The 22,860-nt window shown below is 39.8% G+C and carries 19 protein-coding genes and 1 pseudogene; 6 read left to right on the top strand and 14 right to left on the bottom strand.

Annotation, left to right across the window (positions count from 1 at the left end; all coding sequences use genetic code 11):
- Positions 1–24 precede the first annotated feature (24 nt).
- On the top strand, positions 25–219 hold the full coding sequence (locus tag CAL6303_RS29945; protein ID WP_144051054.1) for a hypothetical protein: 195 nt from the start codon (positions 25–27) through the stop codon (positions 217–219).
- 136 nt (positions 220–355) lie between these two features.
- Complete coding sequence (locus tag CAL6303_RS13970; RefSeq protein ID WP_015198452.1) at positions 356–988, top strand: hypothetical protein; 633 nt, start codon at positions 356–358, stop codon at positions 986–988.
- A gap of 143 nt (positions 989–1,131) precedes the next feature.
- Here the strand turns inward: CAL6303_RS13970 and CAL6303_RS13965 are convergent, their stop codons facing one another.
- Positions 1,132–2,139, bottom strand: coding sequence for an NAD(P)-dependent alcohol dehydrogenase (locus CAL6303_RS13965; protein WP_015198451.1), 1,008 nt, complete (start codon positions 2,137–2,139; stop codon positions 1,132–1,134).
- Between the two features lie 192 nt (positions 2,140–2,331).
- On the opposite strand from CAL6303_RS13965, the gene CAL6303_RS13960 reads away from it, so the two are divergent.
- On the top strand, positions 2,332–3,000 hold the full coding sequence (locus tag CAL6303_RS13960) for a TetR/AcrR family transcriptional regulator (protein WP_015198450.1): 669 nt from the start codon (positions 2,332–2,334) through the stop codon (positions 2,998–3,000).
- A gap of 537 nt (positions 3,001–3,537) precedes the next feature.
- Complete coding sequence (locus CAL6303_RS13950; protein ID WP_015198449.1) at positions 3,538–4,641, top strand: cellulase family glycosylhydrolase; 1,104 nt, start codon at positions 3,538–3,540, stop codon at positions 4,639–4,641.
- Positions 4,642–4,704: 63 nt separating this feature from the next.
- On the opposite strand, the pseudogene CAL6303_RS31725 reads toward CAL6303_RS13950, so the two are convergent.
- The 12 genes and pseudogenes from CAL6303_RS31725 to CAL6303_RS13895 form a co-directional block, all read right to left on the bottom strand.
- Positions 4,705–4,812: pseudogene (locus CAL6303_RS31725) on the bottom strand (hypothetical protein); the annotation flags it as partial.
- A 227-nt stretch (positions 4,813–5,039) separates the two neighbouring features.
- Complete coding sequence (locus tag CAL6303_RS13945; RefSeq protein WP_015198448.1) at positions 5,040–6,227, bottom strand: SpoIIE family protein phosphatase; 1,188 nt, start codon at positions 6,225–6,227, stop codon at positions 5,040–5,042.
- Between the two features lie 405 nt (positions 6,228–6,632).
- Complete coding sequence (locus CAL6303_RS13940) at positions 6,633–7,103, bottom strand: ATP-binding protein (RefSeq protein ID WP_015198447.1); 471 nt, start codon at positions 7,101–7,103, stop codon at positions 6,633–6,635.
- Entirely contained in the window at positions 7,104–8,102 is a 999-nt protein-coding gene (locus tag CAL6303_RS13935; RefSeq protein ID WP_015198446.1) for a sugar transferase, read from the bottom strand. It abuts the gene before it with no gap.
- A gap of 59 nt (positions 8,103–8,161) precedes the next feature.
- Positions 8,162–9,385, bottom strand: a complete 1,224-nt coding sequence (locus CAL6303_RS13930; protein WP_015197703.1) for an ISAzo13-like element ISCasp1 family transposase — start codon at positions 9,383–9,385, stop codon at positions 8,162–8,164.
- 90 nt (positions 9,386–9,475) lie between these two features.
- Positions 9,476–9,967, bottom strand: a complete 492-nt coding sequence (locus tag CAL6303_RS13925) for a glycosyltransferase (protein WP_015198445.1) — start codon at positions 9,965–9,967, stop codon at positions 9,476–9,478.
- Positions 9,964–10,419, bottom strand: coding sequence for a PssD/Cps14F family polysaccharide biosynthesis glycosyltransferase (gene pssD, locus CAL6303_RS13920; protein WP_015198444.1), 456 nt, complete (start codon positions 10,417–10,419; stop codon positions 9,964–9,966). Before pssD ends, CAL6303_RS13925 begins: the two co-directional genes overlap by 4 nt.
- A gap of 19 nt (positions 10,420–10,438) precedes the next feature.
- Positions 10,439–11,494 (bottom strand): glycosyltransferase family 2 protein, encoded by a 1,056-nt coding sequence (locus CAL6303_RS13915; protein ID WP_015198443.1) that lies wholly within the window; start codon positions 11,492–11,494, stop codon positions 10,439–10,441.
- Between the two features lie 348 nt (positions 11,495–11,842).
- Positions 11,843–12,829 (bottom strand): glycosyltransferase family 2 protein, encoded by a 987-nt coding sequence (locus CAL6303_RS13910; RefSeq protein ID WP_015198442.1) that lies wholly within the window; start codon positions 12,827–12,829, stop codon positions 11,843–11,845.
- Complete coding sequence (locus CAL6303_RS13905; RefSeq protein ID WP_015198441.1) at positions 12,826–14,103, bottom strand: lipopolysaccharide biosynthesis protein; 1,278 nt, start codon at positions 14,101–14,103, stop codon at positions 12,826–12,828. Before CAL6303_RS13905 ends, CAL6303_RS13910 begins: the two co-directional genes overlap by 4 nt.
- Positions 14,100–15,098: a glycosyltransferase family 4 protein gene (locus CAL6303_RS13900; RefSeq protein ID WP_015198440.1), complete on the bottom strand. Its 999-nt coding sequence runs from the start codon at positions 15,096–15,098 to the stop codon at positions 14,100–14,102. The genes CAL6303_RS13905 and CAL6303_RS13900 overlap by 4 nt, the downstream gene beginning before the upstream one ends.
- Positions 15,095–16,156: a polysaccharide pyruvyl transferase family protein gene (locus CAL6303_RS13895; RefSeq protein WP_015198439.1), complete on the bottom strand. Its 1,062-nt coding sequence runs from the start codon at positions 16,154–16,156 to the stop codon at positions 15,095–15,097. The genes CAL6303_RS13900 and CAL6303_RS13895 overlap by 4 nt, the downstream gene beginning before the upstream one ends.
- A 741-nt stretch (positions 16,157–16,897) precedes the next feature.
- Here CAL6303_RS13895 and CAL6303_RS13890 point away from each other — a divergent pair.
- Both CAL6303_RS13890 and CAL6303_RS13885 read left to right on the top strand, forming a co-directional pair.
- Positions 16,898–18,310: a GumC family protein gene (locus CAL6303_RS13890; protein WP_015198438.1), complete on the top strand. Its 1,413-nt coding sequence runs from the start codon at positions 16,898–16,900 to the stop codon at positions 18,308–18,310.
- A gap of 37 nt (positions 18,311–18,347) precedes the next feature.
- Entirely contained in the window at positions 18,348–19,694 is a 1,347-nt protein-coding gene (locus CAL6303_RS13885; RefSeq protein WP_015198437.1) for a hypothetical protein, read from the top strand.
- 473 nt (positions 19,695–20,167) lie between these two features.
- Here CAL6303_RS13885 and CAL6303_RS13880 read toward each other — a convergent pair whose 3' ends face one another.
- Positions 20,168–22,843 carry a DUF4114 domain-containing protein gene (locus CAL6303_RS13880; RefSeq protein ID WP_015198436.1) on the bottom strand — a complete coding sequence of 892 codons (2,676 nt, stop codon included), beginning with the start codon at positions 22,841–22,843 and terminating at the stop codon, positions 20,168–20,170.
- Positions 22,844–22,860: the final 17 nt, after the last annotated feature.

Below are 22,860 nucleotides of genomic sequence, written 5' to 3'. Positions count from 1 at the left end.
TTGAATAAGTTAAATAGGAATTAATTGTCAGTAAAGGATAGTAGTGGCGATCGCAATTCAACCGCTTACCCATCTATATTTCCCGGAATTTCCCGGAATTTCAGGGGTGTGCAAATTCCTCTCGATTTTTTCATCAAATCTGGGACAAAGCCTACTCCGCATTTGGTACTCCAAATCGGTGTAGGTAGTTTACCTCTTCCAAAACTTGCATACTTATAAATTCCTTAGAAATATATAACCTCTACAAGCCCAAACCCAATTTATCCAGATCAAAGTCCGGAAAATAGTTGAATAAAGTTGATTTAAAATCTAGTCGCTATGAGATTTAATAACAAACAGGTGAATAAATAAACTCATGCAACGCAAAAAATCCTTGCTTTTGAATTTTGTCTTCGTGTGTTTACTCGCATTCTTGATGATTCGCGATCACTTACCAAGTCCATACTTTGAATTATCTATTATCACGAAAGATAATCAATCAATTACTGTTCCATCCCATTTAATTTATTGCCGCTTCAGTCAAAATTTACACTGCGAAATTCCCATCATTCGTCAAAATTTGGTGATCGAAGAAGTTGAACCTTCATATTTGAAGTGTAGAGCCAGATTAGGCAAACAAACACCTACCTGTCGATGGTCACACGCATCGGCACTGGAATATATTGAAATTGAAAGTTTAGAATTAACACCAATCGAAATTGCCGCATTCAAGTATTCAATCAAACCTTTCCCGACTGCGCGAATCTTTGACGATCCAGCCGTAAATGTATCTTTATTAGCACTTTTGTGGGGACTTCTATCAGTATGGAGTGTGTTTAATGTGGTGAATTCTGTATTTTTTTACTCGCGGAGATTTTTTCCAGATCAAAATGATCAAACTAAGCGTATAACTCCAGAGTTATTGGCTGCGATCGCGGGATTGGGAATAATCATTTTTTTAGCGTTCAGTTTTCTCTTCTTGATAATGGTATTTGGGTATGTGGATTGATTGATTGGTTGATTAATTGAAAATTGCATCCGAAAAACTGCTAACTAGATATTGATCGCCGAACGGCACTCATTTGCCTATCGGAGATAGTCAAGTTTTACTGTGCTTTTTTAAAGGGAAAGTAAGGCACACCAATTGCAGGATTACACATCAAAACCAATTGCCACTTTTCCCAGCACTTGTCGCTGTTCTAACTGGTGAATTGCCGCAGGAACTTCCCTCAAGGGATAGACTCGATCGACATAAGGACGAATTTTACCAGCTTCGATTGCATCTTTTAACACGATTAAATCGCTTTGGTTGGGTTTGCAAGCCAGAAATTTGATTTTTCGACCACCAACTTTAGAAGTAACGAAATCGAGAAACATGGCTTGAAATAATCGTATTATCGAACCACCAACTACAACGAGAGTACCTGAGGTTTTCAAGAATGGGAAATAATCAAAAGGCGAATTGTAGGCAGCATTATCGAGTATCAAATCATAGTAGTGCTGTTTTAATTTAGACTTGGCTTGAGTTGAATTGCAAACATAATCCGCACCAATCGATTTCACCATTTCGACTTTGCCAGCACTGCATACACCAGTCACCTCAGCCCCAAAAGCCTTGGCAATCTGGACTGCAAAAGAACCCACACCACCGGAAGCGCCATTTATCAGTACCTTGTATCCTGACTGAATTTGTCCCACATCCCGCAGTCCTTGGAGGGCAGTCAGGGCAGAAACGGGAACGGTTGCAGCCTCTTCAAAACTCAAATTATTGGGCTTGAGCGCGATCGCAGTTTCGGACGCGCATACATATTCGGCAAACGCACCAAAGCCCGATTCCGATAAATCGCCAAACACGGGATCGCCTGGTTGAAACTGGGTCACATTTTTCCCCACGGCTTCCACTTCCCCGGCGACATCGCAACCCAGGATTTTAGTTTGAGGCTTGCGTAACCCCCCGTAAATAAAGCGTATAAAAAACGGCTTGCCCCGCATCAAATGCCAGTCACCAGCATGGACGGCAGCACCACGAACCTTAATCAGCACAGTGTTATCTGATACAACTGGTCTATCGACTTCCTCCATTTTCAACACATTGGTAGAACCATATTCATACTGGGCGATCGCCTTCATTTTTTGGACTGTTAGATCGGGATTTTTCATTGGCTTTCAGGGTTATTGCTTGGGTGTTTTCTCGACTAAAGGAGCATCTGACTCAAAAATCAGTTGCACCCAAATTTTGCGCTTAATATACTTTTGGCTTACACTGTAAGTTTAGCTTACGGCGTAAGTTTGTCAAGATAAATAATTTAAGATTGACTTCAGGCTAGAAAAAATTCATATAACCGGGATGAAATGGAAAAAACGAGTAACTCAAAATCGCTGCCCCCATTGCCTTTGAGTCGGGAACGGGTGTTGCAAGTTGCGCTGCGGATGGCAGATGGGGATGGGATTGAAGCGCTGTCGATGCGGAAAATTGCCCAGGAACTCAGTGTCAAAGCAATGTCGCTGTACAATCACGTTGCCAATAAGGACGATATCTTGGATGGGATTGTTGATATGGTGGTTGCGGAAATTGAGTTACCTGACCCAAAAATTGATTGGAAGGCAGCTATGCGGCAACGGGCTATTTCGGCACACACAGTATTGTTGCGTCATCCTTGGGCTGCAATGGCGATAATGTCGCGGGTGAATGTGGGGTCAGCAATGTTGCGCTATGTTGATGCGACTTTGGGATGTTTGCGTGAAGCCGGTTTTTCCTTCGAGACTGCCGATCATGCCTGGAATGCGATCGACAACCACATTTATGGGTTTACGCTCCAGGAGTTAAACTTTCCCTTCGAGCCTGGGGAGTATGCACAACAAGCAAAAAACTTTATCTCGTTTATCCCTCCAGAGAAGTATCCCTACATGAATCGACTTGCCCATCACGTCATCGAAGGTCGATATGATGGTTTGCATAACTTTGAGTTTGGATTGGATTTGATTCTCGATGGTTTGGAACGGTTGCGGGAAAGGCAATAAAGCGGTAAATAGGAATATATTTTCAGGAATACAAAAAAAATTCTGTATATTCCTCCCGTAAAGGCTGGTTATAGGTCAAAATTCGGTATAACATCCGAAATAGGGGTTTAAAAAAGGATTTTTCCGTATAATTACGAAAGAAAGTAGCTGTAATGCTTGATATATCAGGATAAAAAAAGATTATATGTACTTTTTCAGCAAGCCCTAAATAGTTAGCCTTCTCAAGCAAACACATATTTTCTGTACCGTTTGGCAAATAGGCGAATGGCGGCGAATCCATGAGCATTCTGATCAGCCCTTTGCTAGCATGAGATTTACCCATCCTCTCGCTACAACTACTTTGGCTCAACATGTTCAACTCGATCACCATGACAGTTCCCCTTGCATTTGAAGCAAAATCCCCTGAGATTATGCCTACTGCCTACTGTCTTGTCATAACGACAATTTTCAACACCCACCTACTTACTTAAAAGAAGGCTAACAACCGACATATCAAAATATTTAAAAATAAATACTAAATAAAACCAAGAATAACTTATGAAACGTCGTGAATTTTTAACTTTGGCTGGAGTTGCTTATGCTACAAATTTGTTATCCCCCTTTGAGGCTATTGCTAAACCATTCAATCGCCAAAAACCGATTCGGCGCAATACTTTTTATACAAAAGGTAAGTTCTTATACGACTCTCTAGGAAACAAAATTATTTTACGAGGAATTAATCTACCCTTACTAGATGATTGGAATTTTCCTCAAACCGATAAACTCACAGAATTAGCCAAGACGGGAGCTAACGCTGTTAGAATTCAATGGTATAAGAACTATGGTCAAGCCGATCGCCCTAGTTATTCAATTGCAGATTTGGATAAATTTCTGACTAGATGTAGAGCCAACCGTATCATTCCAATTGTATATCTGGCAGATTTGACCTGTAAATCCAATGTAAATTTACTAAATAGCGAGTTAATTCCCTGGTGGACATCCAAACCCGTTTTGAGTGTACTTAAGAAACATCAAAAGTATCTCATTATTAACCTTGCTAACGAATTGGGTGTTTATCGTTGGTCAAATAATCCCACAACTGCATTAAACTCATTTAAAGATACTTACAAAAATGCGATCGCTAGAATCCGTCAACACTTACAAGTTCCCATTATGATTGACGCACCCGATTGCGGTACGTCAATTGAGGTGTTTACAAAGATCGGCAAGGAATTAATTAATAGCGATCGCTCGCGCAATCTTCTATTTAGCTGTCACGCTTATTGGGCTGGTTATAATGGGATGCTACAACTTAAACCTGCGCTCGATGCTAATTTACCGATAGTTTTCGGTGAAATTGCCAATAAACAAGATGAAAACATTAATAATTCAACTTCATACTGCTATTATGACCTTGATGGTACTGGTAAAAACCATGCTCCCAAAAATAATTTTACCTATCAAAAATTGTTGCCGATTCTAAAACAGCAGCAAATTGGTTGGTTTGCTTGGAGTTGGTGGAAAGATAGATGTACAGAGCGACAGATGGCAGAAAACGGTGATTTCTCAAACCTGACACCCTACGGAGAAGATATTGTGAATAATTCTGTTTATGGTTTGAAAGTGACAGCAAAGAAATCGAGCGCTTTTGGATTGATTTAAAGTCCACGTAGGATAACTTCAACCACAACTTGCTCAGTAGTTTTTGGATAATTGCAATCGCACTCAAAAATATATTACTCTCTTTCTAGAATATCTTGCGCTAACCAAATCATTCCCCGCAGAAACAATCAATAAATCATTTCCACCACCACCGTAAAGTGAATCATTCCCAGTAAAACCATCAAGAGCAAATAACTAGGTTGAAGTTAGAATCTCAGTGTCTAAAGACGCTGAGAGTGTCAAATTCAGGTATTAGCTTACTTACATCATCGACTGCTTCCTAGGCTCAGACATATCCAACATTTCTAAGAGTGCTGGAATGACGGTAATTTCAATTTTCTCAAATCTTGTGAGAAATCCGGGTAATGCATCATTAGCTATTTAGCACTACCATCCTGTCAACAACTATGATTAAAGTTGATTTCTATTAATGAACAGTCATCTATAAAAGCTTTACTACCTGTTGAGGTTTCTATTGCTTCTAAAATATGGTCTAAGCCCAATTTAAATGGTTGATTATATGCAACTAGTAAATTAATGAAACCGTTTAAATCCCATAAGCTACCATCAGACTGTTCAACTTCATAAACTCCATCGCTGAAAACATAGAGTTTACTCGGATCTTCAATCTCACATATAGCATTGCGATATTCGGCTTCTGCAAACGCTCCAATTGGTTGACCTGGGGTAACTAAGTGTTTGATCTCTAAACTTGAGTGAGCAGTTTGAGAAAGTAGTAAAGCCGGAGGATGACCAGCACTAGCATAGGTTAATTGAGAAGAGCTTCGGTCAAAAACTCCATACCAGATCGTAAAGTATTGGTCATTTTGCTTCTCCATTTGAAATATCTCATTCAAGTTCTGGAGAACTTCCGATGGTTCATAAAGACTGGCTTTGGGAAGAGAATGCGATCGCAATAAATTATGCACCGAAATTGAAGGAAGAGCTGCGGCTAATCCATGTCCAGAGACATCAAGGAGGTATATAACTAGGTGATTTTCATCTAGCCAGTAGTAATCAAAGCAATCACCACCCAATTGATTACAAGGTAAAAACTTGGAATTAATTGTGATTAACCCCGACATTGATTCCGGAAGAATAGATTTAACGTAATCAGCAGCTTCATTTAACTCTGTCTCTAAAAGCTGTTTTTGGATATGTAGATCCTCAGCTAATTGTTGAAGTTTTTGATTAGTGTGATATAGTCTCAGTCCAGATCTTACTCGTGCTTTTAATTCATTGATCTCAATGGGTTTACTCAAGAAATCGTCTGCACCCGTGTCTAAACCTTCAACCCGATCTTCCACAGCTTTACGTGAAGTCAGCAGGATAAAAAACGTTGTTGATAGCAGTGGTTGAGATTTAATTTGGCGACAGACTTCTAAGCCATCCATTTCTCCCATTTGCCAATCACAAATAATCATAGCTGGACGTAGATGTTTAGCTTGCTCTAATCCCTGTTCACCATTTGAAGCAACAATAACTTCATATCCTTGATCTTGAAGGGTCTTTTTTAAAATGAGTTGAAGAACTCGGTCATCATCAATCACTAAGATTTTGATTTTAGAATCAGTTATCGTAGCCATTTTTATAAATATTACTGTAGTAATTTAGAAGCAATTTTAATTGAATAACTAAGTAGATAGGTAGGTAGGAAAAATTATCGTTGTGGGGACTGAGTAGTGAGTAGTGTTAAGGGTTTAAGCTAAGTTTGTATTCTGTTACATATTTCTGTTTATTTCTAACCATCTACTTATTATAATTTCTGATAAAGGAAGTTTTATAGACTAATACGGCAATTATCCGCAGTAGACATACAGTAGCTTATCAGAAAGTAGTAAGCTATAGTTAGAGCTAAAAGCCTGATTTTGCATAGGTTGGGTTATAGCTTACCCTGGTGGAAAGAAACCTCTAGAAAACTTAGAAAATTTGATTTTACTCTGCGATAAGCAAGTTACGCAAAGCCTCAACCGAATTTACAAGTATCCTCCTTAAAAAACTAAATTTTTCCTTAGCAATAAGCAGTTTTTATTTCCTATTCCACAAGTATAACTAATAGTCCAGTGATAGTCTCTTTGGAGCTTAAGGAAAAAGATACAGCCCCAATGTTTATCACGATTTAAAGGATTAAATGCCTGATCTCCTGTTTCTTGGCTGAGATCTTCTAAAGCTGCTTCTAAATCAAAAGGATCACCTTGATCCCAAATACGAATCTGGAAATATTCATGGCAAATTTGTACTTCTAGATCGACAGGAGTTTGAGGACTAAGGTGGCTGTGAGCATGGCGAACCACATTTGTAAAGCCCTCAATCAAAGCAGTTTGTGCTTCTACCCACAATTGTTCGGGTAAAAATGAGCAGTTCAATTGATCGAACCATTCCACAACTGTTATCATCGCATCTAAATCACTGGCAACTTGTAAGCTAGAGTTACGGATTAATAAATCTGTTTCCGCTGACATTTACATTGCCCCTGAATCCTTATTAAACACAACCATAATAGTTTTGAATATGAGCTTGAGATCATAGACTAAACTCCAGTTTTTCTGGTATCGCAAATCGAGTTCGATAACATCCTCAAAGTTACGAATTTTTGAGCGACCATTAGTCTGCCACTCACCAGTAATTCCAGGTCTGACATCAAATCTTTGCCAATTACGAATTTCATACTGTTCTAGCTCATCTGGGGTTGCTGGTCGAGTACCAACTAAACTCATATCTCCCATCAGAACATTCCAAAATTGCGGAAATTCATCTAAACTGGTCTTGCGAAGAAAGTGACCAATACGGGTAATGCGTGGATCACAATCACTTTTGAAAAAAGCGCCAGATGCTTGGTTTGTAATAGTAGCTTTAAGGGCTTCAGCATCAGTCACCATCGAACGAAACTTCCAGATGCGAAACCTTTGTCCCATCCAACCGCAACGAATTTGGCTAAAAAGTATGGAACCTGGACTATCAAGTTTAATAGCGATCGCAATCGGCACAAATAACACTCCAGTTATCATTAACCCAATGATGGCACCCACAATATCAATGGCACGTTTCATCGGCGATCGCACTGACGGATGAGTTAAGGGTGGACGCTGTTCAGTTTTGCGGTTTGCAGTGGGGATAATAGCCTCGGTGTTGGGTTCAATGTTAAATATTTTCTCCAAACCAACCAGAGAAAAAGCTAATTTAACTTGAGAAGTAACACTCCAAAAGATTAATTTGATATTTTTCGTCTGTGCAGATTTGTGGTTACTAATTAATGACCCAACACCACTACTATCGATAATTGTGGTTTTGCCAAAATCCAAGATAATTTTTGTGATCGTGTTGTCTTCTACTAAAGTTTGAAAATACTTCCGAAAAGAAACAGCCTCGATCACAGTTAATCTAGGAGGCAAATGTACTAATAGAACACTACCTTTACGAGTGGTATCTAGGGATATTATTGTCTTGGAATGAGAAGTCATAATTTTTATATACCTACTGAAAGTTCTGGTAAGGAGTCGTGTAAAAATAAATTGATAAACTACGTTGAATTTCTAGGGCTAATTTGATAGTTCCATTCACCATGAAAAGTATCTTTTGTGATGGCAATAGCATTGAAGTCTTCATCGGATACTTTAATACCTATTTGATACTGATTTGGGTCTACTTGTGCGTGAACTGTTAAGCCATGTTTTGTACTTGTATTACCAATCAAGCTTACAATCACCATTAAGCTATCCAAGGGTCGTCCTCGCCAGTTTTGAGAAATATGGCAGAATAATCGATGCTCGATTCGATTCCATTTGCTAGTTCCAGGTGGAAAATGGCAAACGTGAACAGTTAATCCTGTTTGCTCCGCAAACTCTTGTAATTTCAGTTTCCAGAGGCGGCTACGGTAGCTATTACTACCTCCGCAATCGGCTGTAATCAGAAGATGCTGACTATCTGGATATAATGGTTTTCCCATATTGAACCACCAATTCCGTATTGTCTCGACTGCAAACGATGCTGTGTCGTGGTCAATACCTACACTTACCCAAGCTTGATTATGTTGTAAATCGTATACGCCGTAAGGTATTGCTTTGCCTAACTCCGGGTCAACAAAGTCGTGAACTTTGACTTGAGTGGGTGACGAAGAAGGTTCCCACTCCACGCCAGAATTTTTATAGTTACCGATTAATTCTTTCTTCTTTGTGTCCACTGAAATTACTGGATGTTTCTGATTTTGGAACTGTCGTACAGTTCTATTAATGTGAACAAATTGCTGGTCTCTGTCAGGGTTATGTTTGCCTTCCTGAGTTTTGCGATTTCCTTGTAAGCTATAGCCCATACTTTTAAGTAAGGTTGAAACAGTTTTGCTGCATACCTTATGTCCCATGTTTTTTAACTCTGAAGCTAGTTTTGCTAAACTCTTACAACTCCAACGCAGGGGTGATTCTGGGTCTCCACGGCTTGTTGGTTCTACCAAAGAGTCTAAATCTTGCTTTAAAGTTTTATCTGCCATCGTCAATTTTTTACGTCCACCACCACGACTGCGTATCCTTGCCGTTTGCGTCGGATTTTCACTCGACAAAAGTAATTCTTCTATGCCTGAGCGAATGGTATTTTGACTTAAACCTGTTGCCTCTGATACTGCTGTAATTCCCCCATATCCTAACCCCAAAGCCTCTGTTCCTGCCCAAATCCTACGTGTTCGTTCATTTAAGTAAGGGCTTATTTCTCTGTATTTTTCTCTAATATTGATTACTGCACCCTGTTTGCGCATGATTTTTATACTGTCTTACTGTTGACATAATCCAGCATAAAATTTATTGGCAACCACTTGTTTGCTATCTTGAAGTTACGCAACTTATTTTTACATAACTCCTAAGGATTCACCAAAGCGAGATTCTAGACTATTGCATAGTGCGATCGCACTAGCAGTAGACACATCAGAAATGGAGACTTTTTTTGGAGTCTCGATAAATCGCACTAAATCTCCTGGACACCAAGCAATGGGTACATTCAGTTGTGATAGTGCTAGAGCTAGTTCGACTTGATGCTCATCAACATGTTCACCAAATCTCTGACTACGAGCCGCTAAAATGTAAGGCTTATCTAAAGAATCTAACAAGAGTAAAGTTCCTTCCCCACAATGAGCAATCACTATTCGCGCTTGCTTAATCAACTCCTGAAATTTGTCTTCTTTGATGAGACGATAAACCTTAGCACCAGCAGGTAAAACCGTGCAAGTTCCATACTGCACTACAACTTCTTCTTGAATCAGTTCACTTTGTAGCAAGACCTCAATCCAAGACATGAGGCGATTAAAAGGATATTGTTCTGTACCGACTGTGACTAAAATCATACACTTTCCTGAGGAATTATAAGTTCAGCTTGAGGATAACGGGTTTGCAGTTGTGCCCATTGCACATATAGGACGCTCAAAAAAGGTAAAACTAATTTGGCAGATAAACTCAAAGTATGAATCCGAGTTACAGATTCAATAAATGCTGTTTTGCTACCAAATAATTTGCCAATAATCAGAAAGGGAACAGCAACACCTGCTCCTGTTGAGATGATCAGTTGTGGTTGAGTTTCCCTGATCACCTGAAAAGCCAGCAGCAGATTTTTAAACAAATTGGGCAAATTCCGATTGGTAGGACTATAAGCCCAAAACACTGTTTCTTCTGCCAAAGAAGCCTCTGTGGTTGCAGTTTTAAAAGTCACCCAAACTCGTTCATGCTGTTCCCAAAAAGGACGCAATTGCTGAAGACCTTTAAAATGCCCACCCGAAGAACAAACTAGTAAAACTTTCATTAACTTTTTCCCTTCATATTTATGAATTAAATACTTCAGAATTCATCGGCTTGAATTCTGATTTCTGCTCATGCAAAATACGTCGCTGTTGATTTGCTCCAGTAATTTGCATCATTAATTTTTCTAAATTCTGATACAAAAATTGCGGTAGAATCCATAAAAGATAAGCAGCACCAAAAGAAATAAATGTACGTTGAGGTTCTTCTACAAAAATCCGCCAATATATTCCTACAGCTTTGTGCAAGAGGTTAACGGCAATTTTTGGCGCTCGCTGTCTGGTTGCTCTTCGGGCTAAGTATCGTAGTTGATAAGCTCTAGCTTTGTTTCCCCATAGGTCGATAAACTGAGGATTATAGACCTGGGTTTTGACGAGAATTTGCTCCCAAGATTCATATTGTTTGAGAACATTAGCTGACAAACCACCCATATTCACCCGATAGAGGGTGAGAGCTTCGGGTATACCTTCTATTTTCCAATTAGTTTGCAGCGCAATTCGCAGCCAACACTCAATATCTTCAGATTGACGAAAGCGATCGTCAAAATAAAAATCTTCAATTTCGCCATAAAGATTCTCTTGGAACTTAATAGCTTCCAAAACAATTCGACGAATCACCACCGATGACCCATTACTAATAGGATTGCGACAGAATAAATATTCTGGCGTAATATCTGTTAATTTAGGCATCTGATAAATTCCCAAAGGCTCACCTTGGTCATCAATAAAGCTAGAGCGGGAAAAACTCACCCCAACTTCAGGCGATCGCTCAAAATGCTGAATATGTTTGGCTAATTTCTCCGCTAACCACAGGTCATCACTATCAACAAAAGCTAAATATTCCCCCTGCGCGTGACGAATACCAGTGTTTCTCGCTCCTGCCAATCCTCGATTTTGTTGCTGGATAATCTTGATGCGGGAGTCATGAAACTGCTTACAGATATCAATGCTGTTATCTGTACAACCATCATCAACAATGATCACTTCAAAGTCATCATAGGTTTGTGCAAGAACAGACCGTAGCGTCGCCGCCACCGAAGATTCCGAATTGTAAACTGGAATAATTACAGATAATTTCATAATTCCTAATACTCGCCAAAGGCGAGAAGCAAGCTACGTATTTGTAATTCAATAAGAAGGGAACGAGAAACAGAGGTTTCCTTTTAGGTATACTGAAAACGGTTAGAAATTGGACTTTTAAAATCGCTATTAGCTTTGATTAGTAAGGTTTTAGCTAATCGCTAACAGATGGAAGTATAAAACTAGTAGTCTGGCAAGGTAAGTTTGCTTGCTGGCAGGGACTTGGGTTGCCCGCCTTGGATGAAGAAAACACCTCTTTCCCCCCTGCCTCTCTTCTCCCCCTGCCCCCCTGCTTGCCCTACCCGGCAATCTTGGGTTGGTCGAGTACAGGGGATCTTTTACACATACTCAACTATGACTTTCTACACGATGGATACTTTCCTCAACAGGGGAATGTCTCTGGATGAGAAAAACCTTCTCAAGTATCAACATCCCAAACACCGCAACCAAAGTTAATAAAGTCCGCCGAGTTTGATAGAAAAACAATCGCCAATCAGAATGCAAAGCACGGCTGATAAAATCAACTCCCACTTTTGCAGGTAATTTCAGACGAAAAGCCCGCCGAGCTAAATAACGTAAATGTATAGCCTGAGCTAAAGCAAAATGCTGCTCAACCAATTGGGGTGCATAAATTTTCGCCTTCTGCACAAGTTGATTCCAGCCTGCTTCCATCTGATACAACTGAGCAGACAGCCCACTGGAACTGGTACGATATTGAGTCAACACTTGGTTAATACCTACAATTTGCCAATCACTAGTGCAAATTACCCTAAGTAGCCATTCCATATCCTCGGAGTAGCTCATATCATGGCAAAAGCCTCCTACTTGACTAAATACTTCTTTGCGGATAACCCAATTAGAAGTAGTAGTGGTGGGGTTTTCTGAAAGGAAATATTCGGATTTTAAATGAGTTAAACGACCACTAGAAACCTGTCCACTTGGTTCACCCGACGGATTCAGTATTTCTACTTGGGCAAAGCTAACCCCTAAATCAGGATTGGACTGTAAATGTTCCAGATGTATGCATAATTTTTTAGGTAGCCATTGATCATCAGCATCCAGAAAGGCGATGATTTGACCTTGGCTGTTTTCCACTCCTTGGTTACGAGCAGCAGATACGCCCTGATTCACTTGGTTAATTAGATGAATACGGGTATCTCTTTGTTCATATTGTCTGACAACCTCAACTGTGTCATCCGTAGAACCATCATTAATGATTAGTAGTTCCCAATCGGAAAAAGTCTGGTGTTGCACAGAAGTAATTGCTGCTGGTAAAAATTGTGCAGCATTGTAGGCGGGTATCACTACTGATATCCTTGGGCTATTTGTGATCATCCTTTAGCCTCCTGTAAAAATTTTGGTAGGGTTTGCCTTGTAGCCCAAAGGGTATATAGGGGCTGTAGAATCAGGTGAGTTGCCATGACAGCAACCGCAGCTCCTAAGATACCCCACTGGGTTCCTACCCAAATAGCAATGGCTAGAAAAATAGTGAATATGATATTCCAGCGCAATTCAATTTGCGTCTGACCAAAGGCTCGGAACATCAAAGAGGCTGCATCAGCAAAGGGGCGAGATAGGGCTGAAATACAAATCAAAATTAAGATGGGTACGGCTCCACGCTCAACCCATTTCTGCCCAAATATTAAGGGAACATAAAAGGGAGCTAAACTGGATTGCAGCACCACCAGAGGCACAATCATCATGGCTATTTTGCGTAGGCTTTGCAGATAGCGTTGAGCAAATAAGCTAGGTTGAGAGTTCAGATTGCACAGATCCGAAAATAGGGATACGCGAATGGCATTAATGACGCTCAAGCTAATTCCTAAACCAGCATTAAAGGCGAAGTAATAAACCCCTAAAGCTTGCACACCGACAAACCGACCAATTAAGAGATAATCGACGTTTTCCCGAAAGATGGTGAGTAACTCGACTCCCAAAATGCGGCTGGCAAAGGAGGTAATTTGTTGCCATTTATTAAAGGAGAAAGATTTAGTCATCCGCCAAGGATGATATTTAAACGTGAGAATAATCCAGATGGGAGCCACCAAAAATTTCGGTAAAACGATCGCCCACATTCCCATGCCAGATAAGGCTAAAATCGCTGTCAGAACGTTATCTGTGGAAATTTGAACTAAACTGATCAAAGCCAAAATATTCAAGCGATTTTCTCTACGAATCAGGGCTGTTTGCACCATCGCTAGAGGATAGATCAGGTAGGTGATGGCAATTAAACAGATAGGAACAATGAGATGGAAATTACCGTAGAATTGGGCGATCGCTAAGGATACTAAACATTGCAGGGTGAAAAGAACCAAAGCAATTAACCAATTCAATCCATAAGCTGTACGGCACAACTCTTCAACCTCGGATGCATCCGCCTGGATAATTTTGTCTGCAATACCATTGCGGGTAAATACCCGAATAAAGTCGTGAGTCATGAGGACAATGGCAGCGAGTCCATAGTCTTCAGGACTGAGCAACCGGGCGAGAATCACGGTAGTCACCAGGCGGAATACCCGAATCACTAATTCGGAAGACCCCATCCAGCCAATGTTGCGGACAAATCGGTCTTTTTTGAAAGCAGCTAGAGCCTGAGCGATCGCTTTCATATTACTTCCTCTAGCAACCCTTGCCAATTAGATAAATAAGTCTCCCAAGCGGTGATTGCTGAGGCTTTTCCTTCTTGTCCCATCTGTGCTAATTGGACAGATGGTAGAGCGGCTAATTCTTGAATTGCTTTAGCTAGTGCTACTGGGTTTTCTACTGGGATCAGTCGTCCACAGCCTTGCATCTGTTCACTCAAACCATCCACCGCAGACGCAATAATCGGTTTAGCTGCCGCCCGAGCTTCTAAACACACATTACCCCAAGGTTCCCAACGGGAGGGAATAACCACAGCATCACAATGACTCAAAAAAGCAGGTACATCATCAATGCGACCGACAAATTCAATATCAGGGCAGGTAGCAGCTAATTCTTTTAACTTGGCTTCGTCTGCTCCACTACCACCCAGTTGTAATGTAATTTGGGAATCAGGAAGTTGTTTGACTGCTTCAATCAGAATATCAAACCCTTTTTGCCAACAAAAGCGTCCATAGGCTCCTAACACAAATGGTTGATTTGCAACTCTGGGTTTGGGGGAAACAGCTAAGAATTGATCAACCATCCGCGAAGACTGAATCAGGGCAATCCTATCAGGCGCAACTAATTTATTTTTCTGCATCCATTGCTGTTGTCCTACAGAAACAGCAATGACGCGATCGCACATTCCATAAGTCAGTTTGAGCATCCCATGAAACCGAGCCACTGAGGGAACATTAAAGGCTTCAAAGCTGGCTGAATAATGGTGTTCATTGACAATTAACTTGGATGAACGCTTCAGCTTCCAGAGGGACAACAACCCCCGCCAAGAGGAAGCTGCATGAACCACAATTACATCAGGTCGCTGTTGTCTGACAATAAATGATGCATCTGACAAAGGTGCGATCGCAAACTCAAATTTTTGTGATAGATGGGACATTTCTAAACTTTTTAAAGTGGCTTTGATGCCACCAGTCCAGCCCATACCCTGACCACCCACCAGATGACAAACTTTGGCTTTCATTTTGGTACTACTTGGCTATAGCATGTTTGGAAGTCTTGTTTAACCTGTTGACGAATCGCCGCATCGTCAAAGGTTGCATCAGCGGTGGCAGCGATCGCATTTATATCTGTATGTGGGTTGAACTCTTCCAAGCTGCACCCAGGGATTCCCAACCGTTGGGTTAAATCTTTGCCCTTATTTGAGTAGTACAAATTAAAAGGAACTTTACCACTAGCTAAAGCTAGAACTGCTGTGTGATAGCGAATGGCAACAATCAAACGACAAATTGCCAATGCTCCCATTACTAGTTGCCAATTGGGCAATTCATGAGTGACGACAAAGGGATTAAAAATCTTGAGTTCTGGAACTTGGCGAGCGATTTCTTCTGCCACTGCTAAGTCATTATCAGCACCGTAGGCTTGAGATTGAATCAGCAATACAGGTTGATATCCCTGTTTGTACAAGTTACGACTAAGAGTCACCAGTTGAGTTTGAAACTGCTGATTATCATGGCTATACATCGAGTCAAAAGCACGCAGAGAAATCAATGCAGCTGAGTCTGGGGAAATATCTAGAGCTTGTAAAACCTGTTTTGCCCTGATCTTCGCCTCTTCAGTGACAGAGAGACTAAAGGCGACATCAAAAGACAAAATTGCCTTTACTCCAGCTTGGATTAAACGTTGATGGCTTTGGACATCCCGAACACAAACAGCAGCTAAACGCCGCCAAAAAAATGCCAAAGCCTGGAAACTCAAACCGTGACACGAGCGCGGAATTGACTGTCCAAACACAAAAGTATGCCGAGGCGATCGCTGCAATTGCAAAAGATTTTTAATAAAAGCTTTCGTGATCAAACCTTCGCGGGCATTATTGAAAATATCGCCACCTACACTGATATAGGCATTACAAGTTCCTATCTGTGGCAAAATTTGCAACCCAGGAATATAATTCGGTTCTAAATCTTGAAATTGAGCTACTACTTTAGCCTCAGATACTAAGGCAGTCAGAGCGGTATAAATTGCAGCATCACCAATATTTAAAGTTGAATAAGTATTTAGCAACCCTATTGTATGTCCCATATTTGATTAACAAAATGATTAAAAATCATGACAATCAATGAAAAAATGCACAAAACTATCAAATTTTGCTCAATCAATAATAAATTTATATTTTTTTGAAATTGTCAATATATTTGATAAGTATTCAAATCAAAAAATAAATTCCTAGAAATCCGGTTTGATTTTTGAATGAGTCTTTCCGGAACAAGATAGCTGCATCAGCTTTTGAACCTTGGTGTATATTCACAATCTAAATATAAATTCTCTATTACTATTTTGTTTATAATCTATCATTAGTATGAATGTCGAGCTTTACACCCAATTTCACCTCCAAGATAATCTGAAAAGACGACAGCCGTAAGTCTGATAATTTACTAAAAATGCCTAAAATTCAAGCTTGTCTGTGTATTTGATTCATCTTGATATTAAGATTTTTTGGACATTTATTTAAATTGGATATAATGTTGTGATCATAAAAAACATGCTTCCATGAACATAATGTATATTTTGTATGTGTTCAAAAAGAATGTTTTGTTTGTCTTGTATATGTATTAATAAAGCTTTATTTTTGCCTATGTATCTAAATAGAATGCTTGCCATTATTGATTGCCGTTTTTACAAAAAGTAAAATATATACATAATTTTTTTCAATCTAACCAGTTCAAACAATTCTGATGTTTCAAATTAATAAGATTTTTATTAATCAATATTATTTCTATTCTGACACTCGATTCAAACGCTCCTATTTGGTATTTATATTCCATGAGATTTGTTAAGGGTTCGCAACAGGTGTTGATTGTCAAAATATTAGAGGTCAAAAATTTAATCACTGGTCGTTGGCTTCGCTATATTATTCTTGCAGGGTTAAGCAATACTTTGATTTGGGGATCATCAGTCCAGTATTTAAAAGTCACCAAACCAAGCTATACCAGTGAGTTTGCTCTACTTTTAAGTGGTGCTAGTTCTGGCGTTAATGTTAATTTACCAGGAATTGGTCAGGCAACATCTTCCAGCGTTTCTTCTCTCGGTAGTTCTACTTATGATGCTCGGTCTAATTATGAATTTATTTTTACTAGTGATGCAGTGATCAAAGCGGCTTCTGCGATCGCCAAAATTCCGCAAGATCAATTTGGTAAACCTCGCATCAAACTCATAGATAACACCACCATCATGCAGTTTGAACTCACTGGTAAAAGCCCAGAAGATGCACACAAGAAATCTCTAGCTTTGTATCAGGCTATGGTGAACGAAACTAATACCTTACGAAGCGGAGAAATCACTCAGCGTCGGGAACCTACAGAGAAAATCTTCCTTACCACCCAGCAAAAGCTACAGGAGGCTCAGAAACAGCTATCAAATTATAAAATGCGTTATGGTCTGAGTTTTCCTGAACAAGTAGGTAATTTATCTTCCAACATTGAGCAGTTACGCCGACAGCTAGCAGAAACTAAAGCCCAAGAAGAACTGACAAGCAAACGTATACAAGAGCTTGTCAGAGTTCTCGGACTATCTCCCCAGGAAGCTGCCGATGCTTTTTTTCTCCATGCAGATCAAGTCTTTCAACAAAATCTCAAAGATTATAGTCAAGCTGCATCAAAGCGGGAACTTTTACTGGCTGATTTGACCTCTAATCATCCCAATGTGGTGAATGAAAGCAAACGACAGGAAGCAACTCTAGCAGCTCTACTGCAACGCAGTGAGTATATATTAGGTAAACCAATAACTATATTTAAACTTAATCGTTTAGCTCTGGCTTTAAATGGGTCAAGCCGGGATGCATTATTCCAGAGTTTGGTATCTTACAACTCAGAGGCACAAGGACTAAAAGCTCAGGCAAAAGCACTAGATGTAGAAATTAATCAGTTAGAGAAGCGCTTAGATACCCTCTCTCAACGAGAATCTAGCCTGGACAACTTGAAGCGCGACGCACAAATAGCCGAAGCAACCTTTGCCTCTACCCTCACCAAATTAGATTTAGGACAAGGAGATATTTTTTCAGCTTACCCCTTGATACAGATGGCTGTAGAGCCTAGTTTACCAACTGAACCGACAACTCCCAAGAAAGGCTTAGTGCTGGCTGGAGCTGCAATGGGTTCTGTATTTTCTACTCTTGGTATGTGCTTGATCTGGATTCGTAAACCCTGGATAGATAAATTATCCAAGTGGCTTTCCTGAAGGTACAAGTTGGGGAACACTGAGAAAGTAAGAACTAATGAAAAAAAAACAAATCAATCAAGATACAAAAGACAAAGATGATATCCAGCCGCAAAACATACCAGAAAAAGTAGTTTGGTGGGCGATCGCCAATACTTATTTTATTTGGCTTGTTGGTGGATTGTATGTTGTTGGCGCTATTATGGGTTGGCTACTTTTACTATTTCTAGTAATTAAAATCCTGGCTCAGACTAAAGACACCCCAGTTGAGGAAAAAATTTCTATCTCCTGGGTGATCTGGCTTTGGGTAATTGGAATGATATTCATGGAAATCGCATTAATTGGTGGTCATGTAGACTATAACCTACCAACTAGTTTGATTATTAAATCTTCTATTGGCTGGGCTAAAGGTTGGGCTGCACTTGCTCTCTATCCTTTAGCTGGATGCTTAAATATTCGTCCCCAATTAATTTATCGAGCTGTTTGCATTGTCGGTTTTCATACCCTGTTGATTACCCCGTTTTTACTTTTGGCTCCCTCTTTACATTTACCCCAAGTTCTTTATGTTTCACCACTAAGAGCTATAGGAGGTCCAGGTAATGAATTTTTTGACGTACCTTTCTATGAAATTGATGGTAGCACTGGTGACTTACGTTGGCGGCTTTTTACCCCTTGGGGACCAGCATTGGGTTTTGTTGGTAATGTGAATTTTATGTTGGCATTGCAAGAAAAAAATCAAAAATGGCGCTACTTAGGATTAATTGGTTCGGTGCTGATGTGCTTTGTTTGTAAGTCTCGTATGGCTCAACTTTGTATTGTAGTTATTCCTTTATTAACGTCTGTTTTATCTGGTATGAGCCGACCACGGATACTAATTGGAATGGGGTTTGCAAGTTATTTGGGTGGTATTTTCTCCCCCTCTATAATTATGGCTATTGATAATTTTTGGGAAGGTTTCAAAGCTGCACGAGCAGCTTCTACAAGGGTACGTATGGCATTAAAACGAATTGCTATATATCGTTGGCATACTGAAGCCCCCATTTGGGGACATGGTGTGGTTGAAGATGGTCCCCACATTGTGGAATATATGCCCATTGGTTCGCACCATACTTGGGCTGGTGTATTGTTTGTCAAAGGTATTATCGGGTTTATAGCCCTTGCTGTCCCAATGGCTGCAAGTTTTATTTATTTATTAATCAAGTCAATGAATAAGGAATGCCCGACAGCTAAAGTTGGCTTGAGTATTGTGATGATTCTTTTTTTATATGCGAATGGCGAGAATTTGGAAATATTAGTGTATTTATATTGGCCAGGTTTAGTAGTAATGGGTATTGGCTGTCAAGAAACCCCAAATTCAAAATATTTGCAAACAAAAGATACAAAAAATATAGAGGAAGCTACATAAAATTTTCATTGATTACAGTATTTTTACGTTCCTTCAATTCTCTAAAATAATGCTACATAAGAAAAAATCAGATTTAATGATTTGAACGGGTTTTCAATGCCAAGTTATATCCAGGCGAGGATGATTTGACAAGCAACAGACTCAACTTTATCGACTATTTTAATCAAACAATGACTAAATCTTTAAGGAACGCGAATTTAATAACCTGCACTTTTCGATTAAGCTTGAAATGGTGGGTTAAGCTCCGCTTTTCTTGTATACCGCAAGGCTTGCACTTTATTTAATCCACATTCCTAAGAGTTCCTTTTTAGACAAATAGTATATCCTAACCAAGATATCCACTGCTATAATTAAAAAGCTCGATTTGACGTTTTTCAAAACTTTTGGTGAAGTAAATAAGCGCGGTTTCTTTCGACTCAAGACAAGAATGTTTCGTATTTCAACTGAAGAAACCGCGTTTCGTTCGTTAGAGCTTACCCTAGATTAGTATTATTTGAGAAAAAAGTATTTGTCAAAGTAGCTCCATTATTAAAGTAGTTAACAATATCATTTCCTATTAGTGTATCCACCCAGTTATGATAGTTAACCATGATATCTTTGACGTTGGTGATGCCAATACTCTTAGCTCCTTCAACGCTAATCACAAAATCGTTGTAGTCTCGATTAGAACCTCCATTAAGAGAAAGATCTTCAAAACCAATAATTGTTCCTTTAGTTCCTGTAAGTACATCTCCCACTTGTACATCATGGTTTAAATTAACCGCCGACATAGAGAAGAAAGGTCTGTTATTATTTTTCAAACTTTGTCCAGTTAAAACATCATTAAAAGTTTTATTAGAAGCGAGAACAAAACCAAAAGTATCTCCCTCCTTCATCTGATAAGTTTTCTTCCCTTGATATGCTCCATCATTAAAGTCTATTTCCCAGTCTAGAATGCCACTATTGTCACTGAAAAGCGCACCCTCTTCAGCATCTTTGACTACAACATAACCATCTGTAGAATTACTACTGGCGCGGCGAATAGCTTCTCTGATGAAAGCATCTGAGCCAGCTTCATATATATCCATACCTTTGAGGCTAAAAATGCCAATTTCATCGGTGTGATGACCACCACCATCGTAGAGTAGGTCGATTTTTACTTGACCTGTTGAATCGACTTGAAAGACACCTTCATCAAAAACAGCCCGATTTGAATATTTGAGTAATTCTTTTCCTACTTCTGTAGCACGCCAATTGCGATCGGAGTTAGAGAAATCATCTATTGACTGAGTGATTCCTGTAGCACCTTTGATTTGGAAAACGAAATCGTTGTAATCGCGGTCGGAAGTAGACAAACCTGTAGGAATATCTTCAAAAGCAAAAGTTCCGCTACCATCTACACTTACCATTTGTCCACGACCCATCCTAGGATTCGCTTCGGGAATGGAGAATAGAGGTACCTTTCCATATTGCACCATAGAGCTGGCGCTACTTATGCCCTTAAATGAGTTAATCTCTTTAACAGTGGTATTGGGGACGAGCATGAAGGCAAATTTATCACCTGCATCCATGTTAAAGGTTTTAACTCCTAAATATTTTGCACCATCAGAATTAAAATCAGGTTCCCAAGACAGTTTTGCACTAAACCGTGCCGCTTCAGTCGGGTCATTCGCCAAGACATAACCTAATTTAGAATTGCTGAGAGCGCGTGTCGTGGCTTCTTTGATAAAAGCTTCCGAACCAGGTTTATAATTCTCCATTCCCTTGAGACTGAAGACGGCAAACTCTCCTTTATACCAACCGCCATCAAAAAGAAAGTCAAAAGTTACCTTACCAGTTTCACCAACTTCAAACACTCCCTCACTATATGTAGAGCGGTTTGCATATTTGAGCAAGTCTTGTCCAGTAGAGCTAGTTCGCCAATCCCGTTGGGAATTAATTTCAGCGTTCATCTCAGGGATGTTGTTACCGTTGAGTCCTTTGGCTTGGAAAACCAAATCATTGAAATCTTTATCTGCCTTACCAGAGCTAATACCGACATCTTCAAATGCTAGAGTGCCATTTTTATCTACTGCAACTAGCTGCTTTTTATCGGTAGAGAAAATAACTTGTTTACCTGCTTGAGCAGTAGCGTAGGGTTGGCGATAAATCTCATCAAAGGTAGTATTTTGTACTAGCATAAATGCTACCTCATCCCCAGCATCCATCTGGAAAGACTTAATTCCCTTATACTCACCAGCGTTAAAGTTAGGTTCCCAACTCACATTACCGTTAAAGCGCGATCCTTCCGTGCGATCGCTAATCAGAATGTGACCCTGTTTCGAGTTACTTAAAGCGCGAGCTGTGGCTTCTCGTGTAAACTCTGCAGAACCTGGTTTGTAATTTTGCATCCCTTTGAGGCTAAAGACGGCTAACTCTCCTTGATACCAACCGCCATCATAGAGATAGTCAAATTGAACTTGACCAGTACCATCGACAATAAATGTACCCGATTCAAACCGAGAACGGTTAGCATATTGTGATAATTCCTGCCCAACTTGGGTATTTAACCAATTTCGGTTAGAGTTAACAGAATCTTTGAGAGCAGGTGCGATCGCTGTTGCACCAGACACCTGAACAACCATATCGTTGAAATCATTATTGGTTGGTTTTAAGGTATTAATATCTTCCCAACCGAAGGTATTTCCTTTACCAGTAATATCTGTGATTTGGGGTGCAACTTTTCCGGTGATTGGATCTACTGAACCAAAAGAAAATAGAACTCTGTCTGTACTAATGGAGGTACTTTGAGAAATCTTAGCTACCGTAGTATCGGTGACTAACATCATCGCAAATTTGCTTCCTGCCTTCATCTCAAATGTCTGGAGACTCTTGTAAATACCGCCGTTAAAATCTTTTTCCCAGGACATTTGATTATTCAGGTCGCTGAAACGAGCGCGATCGCTTTCATCCCGTACCGCTATATAACCCTGTTGAGAATTGCTGAGAGCACGTTTAGTGGCTTCACGAATAAATTCTGCGGAACCCACCGCCATATTTTCCATACCTTCAAGGCTAAAGATCGCTAGTTCTCCCTTGTTCAACCCTCCATCATAGAGATAATCAACGCTAACTTTACCTATAGCATCAACAGTGAAAATTCCATTGTTTAAATTAGAAATTGTAGTCATGGCAGTTTTTTTGAGTG

This window comes from Calothrix sp. PCC 6303 (genome assembly GCF_000317435.1).
In the GTDB taxonomy this organism is placed as follows: Bacteria; Cyanobacteriota; Cyanobacteriia; order Cyanobacteriales; family Nostocaceae; genus PCC-6303.
Note: the sequence above shows the minus strand (reverse complement) of the source record. Positions and strands in the feature narration are given on the sequence as shown.